Here is a 20,894-nt window from a genome sequence, read left to right as displayed (position 1 = left end):
TATGGCCTATGTTCTTCCCGTTCGGGACATGGTGATGTTCCCGGGGGCCATTGCTCCTCTTTTCGTAGGACGTCCCAGATCCCTCAAGGCTATTGAGCTTTCCATACTCGAGGATCGCAAGATTTTCGTCGCGACCCAGATGGACCTGTCGGTAGAGGATCCCGGAGACGGCGATCTTTACTCTATGGGAACTCTCTGTAATATACTTCAGATGGTCAGGGTTCCGGATGGATCGACTAAGGTTTTACTTGAGGGGCTCGGACGAATGAGAGCCAGATCGTTCGTCAAGGAGAGGGATGTCCTATCGGCCGATATCGTACCAGTTGAGACAGGGCGATGGAGGAAAGATGAAAAGATAGAGGCGCTAAAGAGAAGTGTCATGCTGGCTTTCGAGGAATACGTAACCCTTCACCCAAAACTTCCGTCGGAGATCCTCATCTCGGTCAATTCTGTGAAAGACCTGGATAAAATGTCCGACCTGGTCGCGTCTCATCTGACCATAGATGTTGACAAAAAACAGAATCTCTTGGAATGCAACCGCATGGATACGAGGTTGGAGCTTCTTCTCAAGACGTTACTGGAGGAAAACGAACTTCTGAAACTGGAACACGATATCCACGACAGAGTTCAACAGGAGCTGGAACAGGGGCAGAAGCAATATTATCTGAGGGAGCAGCTGAAAATCATACGTTCCGAGTTAGGGCAGGATGATTCGGAATCCGAACTGGACGGGTACGAAAAGAAGATCCTCAATGCAGAGCTTCCAGAGGAAGTGGAGGAACGGGCCAGGGAGGAACTTCGAAGATTGGGCAAGATGCCGCCTCTATCGGCGGAGGCCACGGTCGTGAGGAGCTATATAGACTGGATCTTGGGGATGCCTTGGCACAAGGAAACAGAGGACAATCTCGACCTGTCCTCTGTGCGTTCCGTCTTGGAGTCCAATCATTACGGTCTCGAGAGGATAAAGAAACGCCTCCTGGAATTCATAGCGGTCAGGAAACTGGCGGGAGACCAAGCCAGAGGAGGAATTCTCTGTCTTGTCGGGCCTCCCGGGGTCGGAAAAACCTCGTTAGGCCGTTCCGTCGCAGATGCTATGGGAAGAAAGTTCGTCAGCATGTCTCTGGGTGGAGTAAGAGACGAAGCTGAGATACGGGGCCATAGGAAGACCTATATTGGATCCATGCCTGGTAGGATAATGCAGAAGATAAAGCAGGTGGGGACCAAGAACCCGGTGTTGTTGATGGACGAGATCGATAAGCTGGGCAACGATTTCAGAGGGGATCCGGCATCGGCTCTTTTGGAGGTACTAGATCCGTCGCAGAATGATCGCTTCGTGGACCATTATCTGGAGGTACCCTTCGATCTCAGCAAGGTCCTGTTCATTACCACCGCAAACGTCACCCATACCATCCCAAGCGCTTTGTTGGATCGTATGGAGGTTATAGAGCTTTCCGGTTACGTTATGGAGGAAAAACTGAGGATAGCGAAGAAACACCTGTTGCCTAAGCTTCTCAGAGAGAACGGCCTGAGCAGGAAAGACCTTACCATTTCCGACGGAGTCTATCGAAAGATAGTGGGAGAGTACACGAGAGAAGCGGGCGTAAGAAACCTGGAGAGGAACATCGCCTCCCTTTGTAGGAAAGCAGCGATGAAGATCGTCGAATCGGAGAATTCCGACGAAAAAGTCGGACCTATAAAGGTGACCGCTAAAAACCTAAAAGACTATCTTGGTGCTCCTAAACGGTACGATCTCAGGCTTCCCAAGAGTCCTCGCAGGGGAGTCGCCTTGGGCTTGGCCTGGACTCAAGCTGGTGGTGAGGTCCTGGTGATAGAGGCTATCTCGACGGAGGGGAAGGGGCAGGTCACCTTGACCGGCAACCTAGGTTCCATCATGCAGGAATCGGCACAGACGGCAATGGGATATCTGAAAGGTCATGGTGGACAGCTTGGCCTTAAAGATGTCGACTGGAGCGGTCTCGACGTCCATCTCCATGTACCTGAAGGCGCCATTCCGAAGGACGGGCCTTCTGCCGGTATAACCATGGCTGTAGCCATATTGTCGGTTTTGGCCGGTAGAAGATACCTTCCGGATGTGGCTATGACTGGCGAGATATCCCTCCTAGGACAGGTCCTCCCGATTGGGGGTATCAGGGAAAAGATTTTGGCCGCCAAGAGAAACGGTATCAAGAGGATCATCGTTCCCGAGGGCAATCGCCCCGACGTGGAAGAACTTGAAGAGTGGGTTAAGGACGGCCTTCGTTTCGTCTTTGTCTCCTCCGCCAAAGACGTCTTTAAGCACGCCTTGGAGTCCGATTGATGTCCAGATGGAGAGCGGAACTTGTCCAAACGGCCTTCGAGGCCCGTCAGTTTCCGGAACCTAAGTTTCCTGAGATCGCCTTGGCAGGCAGATCAAACGTGGGAAAGTCCAGTTTGCTGAACGCCCTCATCGATCAGAAAATAGCCCATATCAGTTCGAAGCCAGGAAAGACGAGAAGCATAAATTTTTTCGAGGTCGCCTCTGGGGGAAGTCCCTTCACCTTGGTCGATCTTCCTGGATACGGATTTGCGTCGAGGAGCAAAAAAGAACAGGACCAGTGGCGTAAGCTGATAGAGAAATACGTATCTTCCAGGCAAAATCTATCCTTGGTCATACACTTGGTCGATTTTCGTCACGGACTCCTGAAGAACGATGTAGAGCTTCAGGAGTGGATCTCCGCTCTTGGCGTGCCAATGCTCACGGTCTTTACCAAGGTGGACAAAATAGCCAGGGGAAAAAGGAAAGGCGAGCTTCACAAGTATATTAAGTCTGGTTTGAAATCCGTCGATGTCCCTATCCTCACCTCTACGGAAGGGAAGTTGGGAATAGACGAGTTGCGGACTTTCATATCGGCTTACCTGGAAGAGTGGAACCGTTATGTGGATAGTTAAGGGGGAAAAAAGATGACAGAGAGGAACAAAGAGCTTTCCAAAAACTACGATCCTAAACCGATCGAGGACAGGTTTTATCGGTGGTGGCTGGACAAAGGACTCTTCGAGGCGGACGTAGACAAGGAGAAAGAGGCCTTCAGCATAGTCATCCCCCCCCCTAACGTGACCGGATCTCTTCACATGGGGCATGCCTTCAACAACACCTTTCAGGACATTATCTGCAGATACAAGAGGATGAGAGGCTATAACGTCCTGTGGCTTCCCGGAACGGATCACGCCGGGATAGCCACCCAAAACGTTGTGGAGAGGGAGCTTGCCAAAGAGGGTATCTCCAGACACGATATGTCCAGAGAGGATTTTATCGACAGGGTATGGGCGTGGAAAGAGGAATACGGCAACAGGATAATAAACCAGCAGAAAAAGCTAGGGAATTCCTGCGATTGGCGTCGTCTGAGGTTCACCATGGACGAGGGGCTCTCCAAGGCGGTACGTGCCGTCTTCGTTAGGCTTTATGAAAAAGGACTCATATATAGAGGTAAATACATTATAAACTGGTGCCCCAGGTGTCAGACCGCCCTTTCCGATCTGGAGGTAGAGCACTCGGAAGAGCCAGGTAAGCTTTACTACGTCGCCTATCCGATCGTCGGGGAGGGTGGACATATCCTCGTAGCCACCACCAGACCTGAGACCATCCTTGGAGATGTCGCAGTAGCCGTCCATCCCAGAGACGAGAATAACCGCTCTCTGATAGGCAAAAAAGTGGTGGCTCCTTTAACCGGAGGCAGGGAGATACCCATAATAGAGGACAATATGGTGGATCCCGAGTTTGGAACGGGGTTCGTCAAGATAACTCCCGCTCACGATCCGAACGACTTCCTGGTGGGGCAGAGACACGGCCTCGAACAGCTCCAGGTGATCGATGCCCAGGGCGTGATGAACGAGAACGCCGGTCCCTATGTAGGTATGTCCGTCGAGGAAGGACGGAAGAAGGCCGTCTCGGACCTTGAAGAACAGGGTTACCTCAAGAAGGTCGAGGATCTTCCTCACCAGGTCGGCCATTGTTACAGGTGTAACACCGTTGTGGAACCCTATCTGTCCGAACAGTGGTTCGTCAAGGCCAAGCCTTTGGCCGACAGAGGAGTCCAATCGGTCGAAAACGGCGAGATCCGATGGCTGCCTGAACATTGGACCAAGACCTACTATCAGTGGATGGAGAACATCAGGGACTGGTGTATCTCACGTCAGCTTTGGTGGGGACATCGGATCCCGGCCTGGACCTGTCAGGACTGCGGACATATAGTGGTCGCCGAGGAAGACCCGACAGGATGTCCTAAATGCGGATCGTCCGACTTGATTCAGGACGAGGACGTGCTTGATACCTGGTTCAGCAGCGCCCTGTGGCCTTTCTCGACCTTGGGCTGGCCCGATAAGACCGAGGAGTTGGAGCATTTCTACCCAACTTCCCTGATGGTTACGGGATTCGATATAATCTTTTTCTGGGTCTCTAGGATGATAATGATGGGGCTGGAGTTCATGGACGAGATCCCCTTCAACGACGTCTACATCCATGCCTTGGTGAGAGACGAGCAGGGACAGAAGATGAGCAAGTCCAAGGGTAACGTGATCGATCCTCTTATCATGATCGACCAGTTCGGCGCCGACGCCCTTCGTTTTACCGTAGCTGCCCTTACGATGCCCGGAAGGGACATACTCCTAAGTCCAAGCAAGATAGAGAACTACAGGCATTTCCTCAATAAAATATGGAACGCCAGCCGTTTTGCACTGATGAATTTGGGCGACTCGGACCCCTCCCGACCTGATGAGAAGGACCTTAGGCTTCACGATAAGTGGATAATGGATCGGCTGTCCAAGGTGAACTCACAGGTCACCGATTATCTGGACGAATATCTCATAGGCGATGCTGCCAGGTTGCTCTACGATTTCATCTGGGGAGACCTTTGCGACTGGTATGTTGAGATGAGCAAACCCGCTCTCTGGGGAGACGAGGGGGAGGACAGAAAGGAAGCCACCCTCTGGGTTCTTCTCGACGTCTTCAAAGAGACCCTCTCGTTGCTTCACCCCTTTATTCCCTTCCTGACGGAGGAGCTGTGGCAGGCTTTCGGTTTTGGACAGGAGCCTATGGAAAGGGAGGAGTGGAAGGTCAGATCCTCCGACGAGAACTCCGATGCCCTGGGAAAATCCATGGAGACCCTCCAGGATATGATAAGGGCCATAAGAAACCTTAGAGCCGAGGCCGGTTTGCCTCCTCAGAAGTCTGTAGATTCCGTGGTGGTGAGGACCGATTCGAGAGATACAATCGAACTGGTGAAGGAGAATGAGGACATGATATCCCTCCTAGCCAAGGTGGAGAGGATATCGGTGATCCCGACTGGATCCGATGCTCCCGGCAAGTCTCTCAGCTCCGTCCTTGGCTCTGGTATAGTCTATTTGCCGGTAGGAGACCTCCTGGATATCGACTCTGAAATAAGTAGATTGGGGCAGGAAAAGGAACAGATGGAGAACAACCTCTCCAAGAGCGAAAAAAAGCTGGCCAACCCGAATTTTGTCGAAAGGGCTCCTCAGGATGTCGTGGAAAAAGAGCGTGATAGAATAGAGGAGTTCCAAAGAAAAATTCGTAGAATAGCGGAAAACATCGCTAGCCTTTCCGAAAAATGAACGAAAAAATAGATATAGAGAGATATGACGAGATCGAGAGGCTTATGACAGATCTGTCCAGCCCGGGGATACATCCCGGGCTGGACAGGGTCATCCGTCTTTTGAACATCATGGGAAATCCCGAACGATCTTTTCCTGCCATCCACGTGGTCGGCACCAACGGTAAGGGATCCACTTCCGCCTTGATAGAGGCGGCGTTACGGAGCTCGGGATATTCTACAGCTCTCTACACCAGTCCCCATCTTCTGCATTTCGGAGAGAGATTAACCCTCAATGGCGAATGTGTATCTCCAGAAGCCTGGAGGAGATCGATTCTTCGGATATTTGACTGTGTAGAAGAAGACCCCTCGCTAAAAGAGGACAGGCCTACTTATTTTGAGATCATGACGGTATGTGCCTTGACTTTGATCTCCGAGAGATCTCCCGATATAGCGGTGATTGAGGCCGGCATGGGAGGCCGTCTGGACGCCACCAATGTGTTGGGCGACGTCAGGCTGTCGGTGGTCACGCCTATCGCCTTGGATCACAGCGACTTTCTCGGAGATACACTGGAGGCGGTGGCGGAGGAAAAATTTGCAGTCATAAGGGATGGGGGAAGAGCCGTCTTTGCCGGAGATGGTGGAGGAAAGCTCTCTCGCCGTTTCAGAGAGATATGCGATAATCGAGGTTGTGCCGATGTCGTGGCGGATGAAATTATAGATTTGGACAATTTATCCCTGTCCCTTTCAGGTACGACGGTATCTTTTAAAAGACAGGGAGAGATCGTTGATCTAGCCCTGTCTTTATTGGGTAGATACCAGGCGGACAACGCTCGTATGGCCTATCTGGCCTGCGATATCCTCATGGAAGACTTTCCTCGTATAAATAAGGCGGATCTCTTGAGAGGTTTCTCCTCCACTAAATGGCCTGGAAGGTTGGAGGTATTTAGAAAAGAGCCTCCTCTGCTTCTGGATGGAGCCCATAATCCTCACGGAATGTCGGCTTTGGTAGCCTCTTTGGGAAATCTGGTCGGATCTCGAAGTCTCGGAGTCGTCTATACGTCCATGTCCGACAAAGACTACACCACCGTGTTAGGTATATTGTCCTGCAGCATGTCCTGTCGGCTCTACTGCACCGAGATCCCCGATAACGAGAGGTGTGCCGAAGCCGAAAAACTGGTTCTGGCTGCGAGGGACATGAGGTGGGCGGCCCCTCCGATAGCCGTAACCGATCCATCGAAAGCCCTGGATCTCGCCTCGAAAGAGTGCGACATCGTTGTTGGCTGCGGGAGTCTCTATCTATTGTCCTGGATATACAGGAACTACGTAAAGCCATGACCCCTTCCTTTCGCGTGTCGACCGGAACAAATGGAGATGTGCTCGAGTTTTTGGAGGGGAACTCCGTTCGCGGCGCTATGACGTTGCGTTCTTCCGATCTTCGCCCTCAGGACGAAGTGATAATGTCCCTGTCGACCTTGGGAACCGTGATCTCCCCTAGACAGGTGCACGGAGTCGATATAGTTACCGATCGGGACGATCTCGTCTCTCGGCCCTTCGGGGACGGCGTCTTACTGACATCCGGAGGATTCATAGGGACGATTCAGGTAGCGGATTGTTACCCCGTCCTGCTTTCGGGAAACTCTCCCGCGCCTTGGCGCCTTCTTCTCCATTCGGGATTCAAGGGAACTGTTGACAATATAGTCCTTTCCGGATGGCGCAGACTTCTGGAGACGATGGACGTGGATGTAGAGCTATCTCGTGCCTGGATAGGTTCTGGAATAGGACCTTGTTGTTATAGCCGAAGAATCGACGATCCCTGGACCGATAAAGCGATGTGTTTGCTTAAAAGTGACTTTTGGAGACAAGACGGCGACTCCGTATGGTTCGACATGGCTCCCGCTATAAGAAGTCAGATCGAGGGATTGGGTATTGACCCGAAGAATATCGCTGTTCATGGTGAATGTACTTTCTGCAACTCTTCTCGGTATCTATCCTATCGAAGCGGGGATAAAGAGAACCGAATGGTACTTTTTTCGTCAATAGATGCCACTTTCGGTGTTTATCTGTGATACTGTAGACGGGAACAATAGAACCAGGCCGATTGGAGTGAGTACTGGTGGAATTGAAGAGAATGGGCGTCGTTGGAGTAGGCCATCTTGGGCAGCATCACGCCCGAATTTACACCGAGATATTGGGAGCTCAGCTCGTCGGGGTGATGGATGAAAACTCCGAAAGGGCTTCCGCTATAGGTCAACATCTCGGGGTTCCGTATTACGGCGATATAGATGAGTTTCTCGATTCGGCACGTCCCGACGGTATCAGCGTAGTGGTTCCTACTGTGGACCATTTCGAGGTTGCGAGAAAGGCTCTCCTCAGAGGGGTCAACGTATTGATAGAGAAGCCGGTCACTACCACCGTCGAAGAGGCGGAACAGCTTTTGACAATGGCGGAGGAGAAGGATCTGGTGCTTCAGGTAGGGCACATAGAGAGATTTAACAGTGCCATACAGTACGTATCAAAGATATCTCACAAGCCCATGTTCCTTCAGTCGAGGCGACTCGGTCCTTTTTCGTCCAGGATCAGCGACGTGGGAGTGGTTTTGGATCTTATGATTCACGATATAGACATCGTGCTATCTCTGGTGAATTCTTCTATAGAGAATATCTCCGCTACCGGTAGAAAGATTTGTTCCGACTACGAGGACATAGCCTCCGCTCAACTTTCCTTCGAAAATGGGTCGATGGCACATATTCTCGTGAGTCGAGTCTCGGAGAGACGGCTTCGTCAGATGGAGATAATGGAGCCGGAGAGGTACCTTTCCATAAACTACGAAACCCAGGACGTATCCATACACCGCTGTGTAAACCAAAGCGGTACCGGATTAGTTGAGGTCATAGAGCACCCCGTATTTCCCAAGAGCGAGCCCCTTAAGCTGGAACTGCAGCACTTTGTAAGCTGCGTCAGAGACGGCAAACAGCCGTTGGTGGGCATTTCCGATGGCAAGAGAGCCTTGGAGATTGCTGTGGAGGTATTGAAACAGATACACCGAAATAACTCGCTATCGGCTCATACGAAAGAGGCTGTATAGCCCTACTGTATGACTTTAAGTAGTGTAAAATGAAAGGAAGAGGCTTGCCTCTTCCTTTTTTTTATGGCGATTCGATAACTGTAGGGGAGGGCTCCAAATGAGCATTTTTAAGTCCATACCGGCTGTAAATCTTCAGGCATTGTTGGCTTTAGGATGTTTCGGCCTATGTCTGTTTTTCGCAAGGGTAGTGAGGAGAATATCGGAGGGAACTATACCGGGAGGAGCAGGGTCTATTCTCTATCTTAGAGCTTTGATAGGTTTCCTCTTTGCCGCTTCTATCGCTCTCGGACTGGCCTCTTTCGCCGGCATCGACGTCCTGAAGGGAGGAATTTTTTTACATGGTTAAAAAGATCTGTCTACTGGCATCTGTTTTGATTTTTATATCGGTTGGGTCCTTGAAAGCCCAAGAGCCAATTCAACCGGCAAAGGGAGATAGAATAATCTCCGAACGGTTTTTTGTCGATTCTTATAGAAAATTAATTGAAAGAAAGTATTGGAGTTCTCTGGAGAGCGTTGACGATAGTCTCAAGGCAGACCCGTATAACGTGGATTGCTACCTTTTAAAGGCTATAGTGGAGAGGGCCATGGGGCTGTCGGAAAGGGCACTGTCAGATTTGAACTCCTATCTGGAGGTTCGTCCCAGAGACGCTACAGCTAAGGGATTTTTCAAGGGGTTTTCCAATAACGACGGCGATCCCTTTAGGAGAATCCCGGTTAAGTACCGGGGATACTCACAATCTTTGAAGGCTTTTTTCAAGTTGCCTCCTCAGATTGCTACCGGTACCTTGGGCCTTGCTGGCAGCGGTTTTTTCGGAGATAGCCTGGCCTTATGCGATCGAATTTCCGACAGGGTCCAGTTTTTTTCCCCTATGGAATACAGGGAGCTGTCGTTTGAATCTCCTGTGGGCTTGGTTCCTCTTAGTTTGAATCACTTCGTCGTGGCTTCGGAAAAGGGAATAGTCGTCGAGTATGAGGAGGACGATGCTCTCTTTAAGGTCGTCAGAAGCGGAGATCTTGGAGAATCTCTAGAAAGCATCGCTTTTTTGTCTGATACCAGGATGGTAGCCGCTCTTCCCGACACTAGGAAAGTGGGGCTATACGAATATCCGTCCTTAAAGCGAATATCCGAATGGTCCCCTCCCCAAACCGGTATCTTCGAGCCGAGGGGCTTAGCCGTAAGGGGGGCTTCAGTTGCTGTCTCCGACAGGAACGGTGATAAGGTTTTTATCTTTTCATGGGGTGATCAAAACTACGTTCAACTTGATAAAGAGGCTCCTCGTTCCCTTCTGTGGGGGGTGGGTGGCGATCTGCTGTCCCTTTCCGATTATGGGACGATGTCGGTTTTCTCTCCCGAAGAGGACGGGCATTGGGAAATCTCCGACAAAATAGAGGTAGAAGAGGGGCTTTCCATGGCCAGGATGAAAGACCAAGTCTACATAATAAAAGCCGATGGTAGATCTATAACCGCATTGACCCCAACCCCGTTGAAGAAAAAGGGGTTGACGAGAGATGTGATCCTGTATGAACCTCTTTTTGAGGAAATAAACGAGGATCAAGGTTCGGCGATATCGGTTAGGATGTCCATAAACGGTCCTCTGATAAGCTACACCAAAAGCCAGAGCGGAGTTTTGTCGACTGTATGGCAGGATACCATGAAGCCCGGTCGAATACTTTCTATTCAAGACGAAGTCGGCTCCGAAGCCATTCTGGTTTCCGGTAAAAATCTGAATAGAATAAGCGACACCAAGGCGTTGCTTATATCCGAGGAGGATAACTCCCTGGAAAGAGGACTCAGAATGATCTGGGAGGAAGGACTTCCCGTGTCCCAGCTGATACTTGATTCATCCATAGAACTGAGTAAGCAACAACTTTCTCGAATTTTAAGATTTTGTCTTATGAACGGTGTTTCAATATCGGCTTGGATCACGAAAATACCTTCAGATAATTTGATATTGGCAGTTGAAAACACCGGAGGAACGGTTTACTATTCCAGCAGTCTGTCGAAAAAAAATATTTTTCCTTTAAAAACGAATAGTTTTTTTATCAAGATTTTTTATCCGGATACTGTATATTCTTCGGGCTATCCTAGCAAAAACATGTTATCAACCATCGCAGATTTTGGTATGATCTCTTATCGAGGTTGGCTTCCGGTTTGGCCGGATCTTTTATAGGCTATAAGCGTACACTAAGGGGGAAAGAGCGTGTTTGACAAAAAGATTTTGGAAGAAGTCCGTAGGCTGAAGGAAAGCTACGACGCTTCGGTGGAGAAGACCATCGTCAAGCGTCCGGAGCGAAGAGAGAGTTTTACCACCGGTGGTGGTATACCGCTGAAGCGTCTGTATACACCTCTTGACATCGAGGGAGTCGATTATGAGAGGGATCTGGGTGTTCCGGGATCCTATCCCTACACGAGAGGGGTCCAGCCTACTCAGTACAGAGGTCGTTTTTGGACCATGAGACAGTACGCCGGGTTTGCTACTGCCGAGGATTCCAATCGTCGTTATCGTATGCTCATGGAGCAGGGAACGATGGGGCTTTCCGTCGCCTTTGACCTTCCCACCCAGATAGGTTACGATTCGGATCATCCAATGGCAGCCGGTGAGGTCGGCAAGGTTGGAGTCGCCATAGACAGTCTTGCGGATATGGAGATACTGTTCAATCAGATTCCGCTGGATAAGGTCTCCACATCTATGACGATCAACGCTCCTTCTTCCGTCCTCTTGGCGATGTATATAGGGGTTGCCGAAAAACAGGGTGTTTCGATGGAGCAGCTTTCCGGTACGATCCAGAACGACATCCTCAAGGAGTATATCGCTAGGGGAACCTATATATTTCCGCCCAAGCCCTCTATGAGGTTGATAACGAATATCTTCGATTTCTGCAGCAGAAACGTGCCGAAGTGGAATACCATATCCATCTCGGGCTATCATATCCGCGAGGCTGGAAGTACCGCCGTTCAGGAGGTGGCCTTCACACTTGCCGATGGCATCGCTTACGTGGAAGCCGCTATAAAAGCCGGGCTGGATCCCAACGTTTTCGGTAAGCGTCTCTCCTTCTTCTTCAACGCTCACAACGATTTTATCGAGGAGATCGCCAAGTTCAGAGCAGCTAGGAGACTTTGGGCCAAGATCCTCAAAGATCGGTTCGATGTCACCGATCCCAAGGCTCTCTCTCTTCGTTTCCACACCCAGACCGGCGGTTGCACCCTAACGGCTCAGCAGCCGGAGAACAACATCGCCAGGGTCACCATACAGGCCCTCGCCGCGGTCCTGGGCGGGACCCAGTCTCTGCACACCAACAGCATGGACGAGGCTCTTGCCCTTCCCACGGAGAAGAGCGTCCGCATTGCCCTCAAGACCCAGCAGATCATAGCTCATGAATCCGGAGTCTGTAACACGGTAGATCCCGTGGCAGGATCCTACGCCATAGAGAGCCTCACCAACGAGATCGAGGATCAGGCTATGGCCTATATATCCAAGATAGACGAGATGGGTGGGATGATGAGCGCTATAGAGAAGGGGTACGTCCAGAAGCAGATTCAGGATGCCGCCTATGATTATCAGCTGTCCATCGAGGAAAACGACAGAATTGTCGTAGGGGTGAATAAGTTTACCGTCGAGGAGGAAAAAGGGACCCTCCAGCTCCTAAAGGTTGACGAGTCGGTAGGTACCAATCAGGCCAAGAAGCTCAAGGAGCTTCGTGAGTCCAGAGATAACATAGCGGTGAATAACGCTCTCGATAAGATAAGAGAGACGGCCAAGGACGAGGGTGCGAATTTGATGCCCGCCATTTTGGACGCCGTTCGTTGCTATACCACCGAGGGCGAAATCTGCGGGATCCTTCGGGAGGAGTTCGGAGAGTACAAGGAAAATATCGTCCTGTAGGACGTATCCATTTGGGGGGAGACTGTTCAATGAGTGATCGTAAAATTCGAGTTGTCGTAGCGAAACCTGGCCTCGACGGCCATGACCGAGGAGCCAAGGTAATTGCCAGAGCTCTCAGGGATGCCGGCATGGAGGTAATCTACACCGGTCTTCGTCAGACCGTCGATCAGATCGTGGACACCGCGATCCAGGAGGACGTTGACGCCATCGGAATAAGCATACTCTCCGGAGCTCATCATCATTATTTCAAGGCCATAATAGAGGGCCTTGCCGAAAAAGACGCAAAGGACATTATAGTCTTCGGCGGTGGGGTCATACCGGAAGCCGATATCCCTTCTTTGACGGAGATGGGAGCTGGCGCTATTTTCGGTCCCGGAACGCCTACGTCGACCTGTGCCACGTGGTTGAAAGAAGCGGTCGCCAAGAAACGGGAAGCCGAGTAGATCGATGATAGAGAAAGCCCTGTCCGGAGACGTCAGGGCCATGGCCCGTCTGATCTCTGAGGTAGAGAACGAGACGGCTAGGTCCGAGAAGATCATGAGAGAGATATATCCTCATACCGGGAAAGCCCATATAATCGGTGTGACCGGAAGTCCGGGATCGGGTAAGAGCTCGCTGGTCAACAGGATGATCGCATCGTTCCGCGGGCAGGGAAAGACGGTCGGCATAATAGCGGTGGACCCCTCCAGTCCTTTCAGCGGAGGGGCCATCCTTGCGGACCGTATTAGGATGCAGGAGCATAGTGGAGATCCTGATGTATACATCAGGAGTATGGGGAGCCGTGGTTCCCTAGGTGGACTGAGCAAATCCACCTACGAAGGTGCTCTCATTCTAGACGCCTGCGGCAAGGATATCGTCATCGTGGAGACCGTGGGAGTCGGTCAGTCCGAGATAGATGTGGTTAAGATTGCCGACACCGTATGTCTGGTGTTGGTCCCCGGGATGGGCGACGATATGCAGATAATGAAGGCCGGAATTATGGAGATAGCCGACCTTTTCGTGATAAACAAATCCGATCGAGACGGTGCCGACAAGGTCGCCGCCGAGGTCCAGCTGATGCTTAAGATGTTCCACGATGGCACAGGATGGTATCAACCGGTTACCCTTACGTCCGCTGAAACCGGTAGCGGACTTGAGGAGCTCTCCGATACGATAGAGCGTCACCGTCGTTATCTCGAGACATCTGAGGAAGGGGAGCTTCGTTTAAAAAGACGGCTTCAATGGGAGGTGGAGGAAATTGTCCGTCGTCGTATCGCCAAGGCAACAGAATTAGCTTGGGATCGGCGTCAGGAGGAGTCCGTGCTGGAAAATCTCTATCGAAAGGAAACCGATCCCTATCGGGTGGCTCAGGATGTGCTCGTGAGCGCTTTGGACGAGGTCCGATCCGGTCAATACGTTTAGGAGGGAATGGGAATGGCTATAAAGTCGATTGATGAGCTCTGTAACGGCCTTTTGGAAAAAAGAGAAAAGGTGAACATGGGAGGCGGCGAAAAAGCCGTAGCTAAGCAGAAAGAGAAGGGCAAGCTGACCGCGAGGGAGAGAATAGACCTTCTGCTCGACGAGGGGTCTTTCGTCGAGATAGACGAATACGTGGAGCATCGTTGCCATAATTTCGGAATGGAGACCAAGAAATTCCCCGGAGACGGTGTCGTAACGGGATGGGGAACGGTGGAAGGACGGAAGGTTTACGTCTTCAGCCAGGATTTCACAGTCCTCGGAGGTTCTCTCGGGGAGATGCACGCAAAGAAGATCTGCAAGGTCATGGATCTGGCACTTCAGAACGGTGCCCCCGTAGTCGGGATCAACGATAGCGGCGGAGCGAGGATACAGGAGGCGGTGGATTCTCTCAACGGTTACGGAGAGATTTTCTACAAGAACACCCTTGCCAGCGGAGTCGTCCCCCAGATCTCCGTTATAGTCGGTCCTACCGCCGGTGGAGCCGTCTACAGCCCCGCACTGACCGACTATATCTTCATGGTGGATAAAACCGGGATTATGCATATAACCGGTCCCGCTGTGATCAAGGCCGTCACCGGCGAGGAGGTCACCAGCGAGGAGCTCGGCGGAGCCAAGACCCACAACAGCAAGTCCGGCAACGCCCATTTCTTCGCCAACGATGAGGCCGAATGTTTCAAGCAGGTCAGGGACGTTCTGGGCTTTTTGCCGAGCAACAACATGTGCGATGCTCCCATCAAGGAGACCTCGGACAGTCCCAACAGGATGGATATGGACCTCAGGAACGTAGTTCCAACCAATCCCAACAAAGCCTACGACGTCAGAGATGTCATCTCCAGGATCGTGGACGACGGACGTTTTGTCGAGGTTCAGCCTATGTGGGCCACCAACATGGTCATAGGTTACGGCTCCTTCGGCGGACAGCCTGTCGGGATAGTGGCGAACCAGGCCAACAAGATGGCTGGCTGTCTGGATATAGACAACTCCGACAAGGCAAGCCGCTTCATCCGCCATTGCGACGCTTTCAATCTTCCGATCGTGACTCTCATCGACGTCCCCGGCTACCTTCCAGGGAAGAGCCAGGAATGGGGCGGCATAATACGACATGGAGCCAAGCTTCTCTACGCCTACAGCGAGGCGACCGTACCCCTCGTGTCTGTGGTGCTTCGTAAGGCCTATGGAGGAGCCTATCTGGGTATGTGCGCCAAGTCCCTGGGGGCCGACACCGTCTTGGCCTGGCCTCAGGCTCAGATAGCCGTCATGGGAGCTGAGGGAGCCGCTAACATCATCTTCAGAAAAGAGATCTCCGGTGCCGAGGACCAGCAGGCCATGAGACAGAAGAAGATTGACGAGTACGAGGAGGCCTTTGCCAACCCCTATCAGGCCGCTAGCAGAGGACTGGTAGATAAGGTCATACTTCCTGAGGAAACGCGACAGGAGGTCATCCTGGCCCTTCGCTCCAACGGAACGAAGCGACAGGCCCTTCCCCGAAAGAAACACGGCGTGATGCCTCACTAAGCGAAGGTGACACAGCATGAATCAGTTATTTGAAGGTGTACACGGTGCCATCAGCCTGTCTCTCATAGCTTTCAGCATAGTTTTCTTCGTCCTCTTAGGACTTACCTTCGTCATCTATGCGATAAGGTTTTTCGCTGGACAGAAGGGGTCTGCACCGACCTCCAGGGTCTCTACGGGAAGTGCACCTAGTAAACCGGCTCAGCCAAGTACCGCTTCGTCCGTACGGTCCAGCGATTCCTCCGAGGAGGTAGTCGCGGCTATCACAGGAGCTTTGATAGCCAAGCTGGGACGAGGGGTCCGAATCGTCAACGTAAGGCCCGCTGGCAAGGAAAACGCCGGGGCCAACGGGTGGTCCAGCTGGGGACGTTTTGATGGTATGCAGGGATTGGATAGTTCCGCCTGGAATGTCGGCGGAAGAAGATAACACATAAAACACGAGAGGATGACTATTACTATGGCGGATAAGTACAGAGTGACGGTGAATGGAACTGCTTACGAGGTAGAGGTAGAAAGTCTTGGCGGAGGTGCTCAGAGCGCGGCTGCCCCTGCGACACCCTCTCCTGCCCCTAAGGCGGCTCCTGCCGCCGCTCCGGCTCCAAAAGCGGCTGCTCCTGCGCCCGCTCCCGCTCCTGCCGCTCCGGCTGGAGGGGAGACGGTGACGGCACCTATGCCGGGCAAGGTCCTCAGGGTAGTGGCCGGACAGGGATCCTCAGTCTCTGCCGGAGATGTTCTCATGATTCTAGAGGCCATGAAGATGGAGAACGAGATCGTTGCTCCCGTCGGAGGAACGGTAACTCAGCTGGCGGCCAAAGAAGGCGCATCTGTCAATAGCGGCGACGTCCTGGCCGTGATCGGCTAGAGCGGAGGAGCGGGCCATGGAGCTGTATCTCCAGTCTTTGGCGAAGGTCTTAGGCGAGTCCGGATTCGCCGCTTTGACCTGGGGCAATATAGCGATGCTCCTGGTGGCCTTCGTCTTCCTTTACCTGGCCATTGTAAAGGGCTTCGAGCCTCTGCTTTTGGTGCCTATCGCTTTCGGATGTGTCCTGGTGAACCTTCCCCTCTCGGGAATAATGGATGAAGGCGGGTTTCTCCGATACATATTTTTCGGTACTCAGCATGAGATATATCCCGTTATAATCTTCATGGGTATAGGGGCCTTGACAGATTTCGCCCCTCTGCTGGCCAATCCGATAACCTTTTTGCTCGGCGCCGCCGCTCAGCTAGGTGTTTTTATCGCCCTTTTCGGAGCGATGATGCTGGGCTTCTCCGTAAAAGAGGCGGCCTCCATCGCTATCATCGGAGGTGCCGACGGTCCCACCAGCATCTATCTCACCATGAAGCTGGCACCTCAGATTTTGGGAGCTGTGGCAGTGGCGGCCTACAGCTATATGTCTCTGGTGCCTCTAATTCAGCCTCCGGTGATAAAGATGTTCACCACCAAGGCAGATAGGGCTATCAGGATGGATAACCTCAGACCGGTCAGCAAACTGGAAAAGGTCCTGTTTCCGATAGTCTGTACTGTGGCGGCTGGGTTGTTGCTTCCTATGTCTGTTCCCCTGATCGGTATTCTGATGTTCGGAAATCTTCTCAGGGAATGTGGAGCCACCGAGAGGCTGAGCCAAGCCGCTCAGAACGAGATCCTCAACGCCACCACGATCTTTCTCGGGCTTTCCGTCGGTGCGACCATGAGCGCCGCCGATTTCCTTACGATCGACACCATCAAGATCATCGTCCTCGGCCTGGTTGCCTTTGTCGCCAGCACTGTGGGAGGAACCCTCTTCGGTCAGCTCATGAAGATTATGAGCGGCGGAAAGATAAATCCGATGATCGGTGCCGCAGGGGTCTCCGCCGTTCCTATGGCGGCCAGGGTCGTTCAGAACGTCTCCCAGAAGGAGAACCCAGGGAATTTCCTGTTGATGCACGCAATGGGACCCAACGTCGCAGGCGTCATAGGGACAGCCGTCGCCGCGTCGGTTATGTTGACTCTTTTGAGTTGATGAAAATAACTAGGGGGTGTGTGACATGCGTATAGTTATAGGTTCGGATCATGCAGGATATGAATTGAAAATGAAGCTCATCCCCGTCTTGAAAGCTATCGGTGCCGAAGTCTCTGACTTCGGCACCGATAGCGGAGATGTCTCCTGCGATTATCCAGATATAGCCTTGCAGGTCGCTAAAATCGTGGCCACCGGCGAGGCGGAAAAAGGAATCTTGGTATGCGGAAGCGGCATAGGTATGTCCATCGCTGCTAACAAGGTTCCCGGTGCTTATTGTGCGCTGTGCAGGGATATCTCGGATGCGGAGATGAGCCGCAGGCACAACAACTCGAATATGCTCTCCATAGGCGGACGTACGACCGATTTCTCCGTAGCGGAGGAGATTGTGAAAACCTGGCTGGGGACCGATTTCGACGGAGATAGACACGTCCGTCGCACTCAGAAGATCAAGGCTTACGAACACAGCCTATCAAAGTCTTTCGGACAAAAAAGAGGGGAGATCGTCATCTTCGATCACCCTCTCGTTCAGCATAAGGTCAGCATAATAAGGGATGTCAAGACGTCGGTAAAGGAGTTCCGAGAGCTGGTAAAGGAGATCTCCAGCCTTATGGTCTACGAGATAACCAGAGATCTTCCTCTCGAGATGATCGACGTCGAGACACCTCTCACTACCACAAAAGCCTACGCCTTGGCGGGGAAGAAGCTGGCGATAGTTCCCATTCTGAGGGCGGGGATCGGCATGGTCGACGGAATAATAGACCTGATTCCGAACGCGAAGGTCGGTTTTATAGGCCTATACAGGGATCCCGAAACGCTCGAGCCGGTGGAGTACTACTGTAAACTGCCCGGAGACATAGAGGATCGAGAGATCTTCCTGCTAGATCCGATGTTGGCCACAGGAGGATCCTCTGCCGCCGCTATCGATATGATCAAGAAAAAAGGAGCGAAGAGAGTCTCTCTGGTGTGTCTGATCGCAGCACCGGAAGGTGTCGAAAGGGTCCATCAGGCCCATCCGGACGTCAACGTGTACTGTGCTTCCCTGGACAGTCACCTCAACGATCACGGTTACATCGTTCCAGGCCTAGGCGACGCCGGGGATCGACTTTTCGGAACGAAGTGACAGATAATATCGTGATAAAAGGAAAAACTATCTTGGAGATGATCCTCATGTTTATATGGGGTGTCTCTCTTACTCCACTGTCTATCAAACTTGCGGGGCGTTTCGGACTTATGGATCTTCCGGACCCCCGCAAGATCCATAATGAACCCATCCCTAGGGGAGCTGGCCTGATCCTCTGGGTGGGATACCTCTTCTGGTGTCTTATGTTCGCTCCTGCTGGCTGGTATTTTCCCGCCTTGGCTACCGGTGGTTCGATGGTTTTTCTCGTCGGATATATGGACGATATGTCCTCCTTGAATCCCATGATCCGTCTATCCGTGCATCTATTGGCTGCTGGATTGATGGTCCTGCCGTTTCAACAGGGCTCCCCTTTTTTTATCTTGATTTCCGTTTTATGGATAGCCGGATGTACCAACGCATACAATCTCATCGACGGAATGAACGGCTTATCTCTGTCGATGGCTATAGTGACGATGGTTTCGCTTGCTTGGAATGGAGCAGCGACCTTTACTCTTCCAGTCGTAGGTCTTTCCTCCGGAGTATTATTCTGGAATTTTCCCCGAGCGAGGACCTTCCTAGGGGATGGCGGGGTCTACTTGTTGGGGTTCGTGGTGGCCAATCTGATTCTCCGATGGGGGGCAAAAATGTTATCCGAAGCGGGACCGTCCCTCATCCCCGTCATGGTTCTCCTCGGAGGCGTTCCAGTTCTGGATACTCTCGTTACTATCTTACGTAGATTGATATCCCGGAGATCTCCCTTTTCCCCAGACCGGGGCCATATTCACCATCGTCTTTTAGATATGGGATTACCGGTTTCCGTCATACTCATGATTTTATCCTCTCTTCAGATGATTCTCTTTCGCCTTGGTGCCCTCCTACTTTCTCAGTGATCTCTTCGAGAGATGATATAATCTTTGAAGACCTCGATCGGACGATTTTACCGATATATCGATTAGATAGGCTAGGAGTGGTACCGTGGAAGATAAGCTAAAGATAGTTGGAGGAACGCCTCTGAAGGGCACCATTAAAACTCAGGGGGCTAAAAACGCCGCACTGCCCGTCATGGCGGCGTCTTTGCTGCTTAAAAATGCGACATTGACATTGGAGAACGTACCAAAGTTAAAGGATATAACCACGATGGTCGACTTGCTCAAGGTCTTGGGTGCCGATATCTCTTTTCACGATCATAAGGTCTCTATATCGGTTCCGGACTCAATATCGTGGGAGACACCAGCTCCTCTGGTCCAGAAGATGCGAGCCTCATCTCTTGTACTAGGACCGTTGTTGGCGAGAGAGGGAAGGGCTGTTATGCCCCTTCCAGGAGGATGCTCCATAGGAAGTCGCCCTATAGACCTTCATCTCAAGGGTCTGGCTAAAATGGGCGCTTCTATAGAACTTCAGCACGGTGCCGTACACGCTTCCACCAAGGGACTTAAAGGATGTCGGATCTACTTGGATTTCCCCTCCGTAGGGGCTACCGAAAATCTTCTCATGGCAGCCATCCTGGCTGAGGGAGAGACGGTGTTGGAAAACGTCGCGAGGGAGCCCGAGATAGTCAACCTCGCCGATTCCCTCAGGACTATGGGAGCGAAGATAGAGGGAGAGGGCACCGGTGTTCTCAGGATCCAGGGAAGCCCGGACCTTCAAGGCGGCAACGTCAGGATAATTCCTGACAGAATAGCCGCCTGTACATATATTCTGGCCGGAGTTATCTCCGATGGAGAGGTTACCGTCTCGGACGTTATACCTCAACATTTTGACTCGCTCCTCGCAAAATTGGAAGAAGCTTCTGTAGACGTGAGTTTCGATGGTAACAGCGTATCGGTGGGTCCCTCCAGAAAAAAACTCAAGGCTATATCCTTGAAAACCCTTCCATATCCGGGATTTCCAACCGACGTTCAACCTCAGTTGATGGCAGTCATGTCCTTGGCTCAGGGCACTAGCGTGATCAAGGAAAGCATCTTCGAATCACGATTCCTTCATGTCAGTGAGCTTAAAAAGATGGGAGCCGACGTGGAGCTCCAGGGGAATACGGCTATAGTAAAGGGAGTTAACCATTTTAACTGCTCGGAAGTGATGGCGACCGACCTGAGAGCAGGAGCCGCCTTGATCTTGGCTGGATTAGCCACCGAGGGGGAAACGGTGGTTCACGGTATGGGGCACGTTGAGAGAGGTTACGAAAACATAGAGGTCAATCTATCGTCGGTAGGTGCCAAAATAGCGAGCGATATAGGTGACGAGGACGGTTAA

At 51.9% G+C, this 20,894-nt stretch carries 18 protein-coding genes; all 18 read left to right on the top strand.

What is annotated here, in order from left to right; all coding sequences use genetic code 11:
* The first annotated feature begins 1 nt into the window (after position 1).
* The 18 genes from lon to murA all read left to right on the top strand — a co-directional run bounded on the left by lon (position 2) and on the right by murA (position 20,894).
* Positions 2–2,317, top strand: a complete 2,316-nt coding sequence (lon, locus tag DPEP_RS13325) for an endopeptidase La (RefSeq protein ID WP_005662109.1) — start codon at positions 2–4, stop codon at positions 2,315–2,317.
* Positions 2,317–2,928: a ribosome biogenesis GTP-binding protein YihA/YsxC gene (gene yihA / locus DPEP_RS11035; RefSeq protein ID WP_005662108.1), complete on the top strand. Its 612-nt coding sequence runs from the start codon at positions 2,317–2,319 to the stop codon at positions 2,926–2,928. The genes lon and yihA overlap by 1 nt, the downstream gene beginning before the upstream one ends.
* Before the next feature lie 12 nt (positions 2,929–2,940).
* Positions 2,941–5,604, top strand: a complete 2,664-nt coding sequence (locus tag DPEP_RS11030; RefSeq protein WP_005662106.1) for a valine--tRNA ligase — start codon at positions 2,941–2,943, stop codon at positions 5,602–5,604.
* Positions 5,601–6,920 (top strand): bifunctional folylpolyglutamate synthase/dihydrofolate synthase, encoded by a 1,320-nt coding sequence (locus DPEP_RS11025; RefSeq protein WP_005662105.1) that lies wholly within the window; start codon positions 5,601–5,603, stop codon positions 6,918–6,920. The genes DPEP_RS11030 and DPEP_RS11025 overlap by 4 nt, the downstream gene beginning before the upstream one ends.
* Positions 6,921–6,997: 77 nt before the next feature.
* Positions 6,998–7,651 (top strand): purine nucleoside phosphorylase YfiH/LACC1 family protein, encoded by a 654-nt coding sequence (locus DPEP_RS11020; RefSeq protein WP_198003078.1) that lies wholly within the window; start codon positions 6,998–7,000, stop codon positions 7,649–7,651.
* Between the two features lie 47 nt (positions 7,652–7,698).
* A complete protein-coding gene (locus tag DPEP_RS11015) occupies positions 7,699–8,670 on the top strand; it encodes a Gfo/Idh/MocA family protein (protein WP_156775123.1) in 972 nt (323 codons plus the stop codon).
* Between the two features lie 97 nt (positions 8,671–8,767).
* Entirely contained in the window at positions 8,768–9,016 is a 249-nt protein-coding gene (locus tag DPEP_RS11010) for a hypothetical protein (protein WP_005662100.1), read from the top strand.
* 199 nt (positions 9,017–9,215) lie between these two features.
* Positions 9,216–10,841, top strand: coding sequence for a hypothetical protein (locus tag DPEP_RS11005; protein WP_198003077.1), 1,626 nt, complete (start codon positions 9,216–9,218; stop codon positions 10,839–10,841).
* Between the two features lie 30 nt (positions 10,842–10,871).
* Positions 10,872–12,554, top strand: a complete 1,683-nt coding sequence (locus tag DPEP_RS11000) for an acyl-CoA mutase large subunit family protein (RefSeq protein ID WP_005662097.1) — start codon at positions 10,872–10,874, stop codon at positions 12,552–12,554.
* A gap of 29 nt (positions 12,555–12,583) precedes the next feature.
* Positions 12,584–12,997 carry a cobalamin B12-binding domain-containing protein gene (locus DPEP_RS10995; RefSeq protein ID WP_005662094.1) on the top strand — a complete coding sequence of 138 codons (414 nt, stop codon included), beginning with the start codon at positions 12,584–12,586 and terminating at the stop codon, positions 12,995–12,997.
* Between the two features lie 4 nt (positions 12,998–13,001).
* A complete protein-coding gene (meaB, locus tag DPEP_RS10990; RefSeq protein WP_005662093.1) occupies positions 13,002–13,955 on the top strand; it encodes a methylmalonyl Co-A mutase-associated GTPase MeaB in 954 nt (317 codons plus the stop codon).
* A gap of 12 nt (positions 13,956–13,967) precedes the next feature.
* The gene (locus DPEP_RS10985) at positions 13,968–15,527 is read left to right on the top strand and encodes an acyl-CoA carboxylase subunit beta (RefSeq protein WP_005662092.1); all 1,560 of its coding nucleotides are present in this window, start codon (positions 13,968–13,970) and stop codon (positions 15,525–15,527) included.
* Positions 15,528–15,543: 16 nt separating this feature from the next.
* On the top strand, positions 15,544–15,951 hold the full coding sequence (locus tag DPEP_RS10980) for an OadG family protein (protein WP_005662091.1): 408 nt from the start codon (positions 15,544–15,546) through the stop codon (positions 15,949–15,951).
* A gap of 30 nt (positions 15,952–15,981) precedes the next feature.
* Positions 15,982–16,386, top strand: a complete 405-nt coding sequence (locus DPEP_RS10975) for a biotin/lipoyl-containing protein (RefSeq protein WP_005662090.1) — start codon at positions 15,982–15,984, stop codon at positions 16,384–16,386.
* A 16-nt stretch (positions 16,387–16,402) separates the two neighbouring features.
* Positions 16,403–17,524, top strand: a complete 1,122-nt coding sequence (locus DPEP_RS10970; protein WP_005662089.1) for a sodium ion-translocating decarboxylase subunit beta — start codon at positions 16,403–16,405, stop codon at positions 17,522–17,524.
* Between the two features lie 25 nt (positions 17,525–17,549).
* Positions 17,550–18,644: a uracil phosphoribosyltransferase gene (upp, locus tag DPEP_RS10965; protein ID WP_005662088.1), complete on the top strand. Its 1,095-nt coding sequence runs from the start codon at positions 17,550–17,552 to the stop codon at positions 18,642–18,644.
* 47 nt (positions 18,645–18,691) lie between these two features.
* Positions 18,692–19,534 (top strand): glycosyltransferase family 4 protein, encoded by an 843-nt coding sequence (locus tag DPEP_RS10960; protein ID WP_005662086.1) that lies wholly within the window; start codon positions 18,692–18,694, stop codon positions 19,532–19,534.
* Positions 19,535–19,619: 85 nt separating this feature from the next.
* Positions 19,620–20,894, top strand: a complete 1,275-nt coding sequence (murA, locus tag DPEP_RS10955) for a UDP-N-acetylglucosamine 1-carboxyvinyltransferase (protein WP_005662084.1) — start codon at positions 19,620–19,622, stop codon at positions 20,892–20,894.

Source organism: Dethiosulfovibrio peptidovorans DSM 11002, assembly GCF_000172975.1.
GTDB lineage: Bacteria > Synergistota > Synergistia > Synergistales > Dethiosulfovibrionaceae > Dethiosulfovibrio > Dethiosulfovibrio peptidovorans.
The sequence above is the reverse complement of the archived record's forward strand: the minus strand, read 5'-3'. Positions and strand labels throughout refer to the sequence as shown.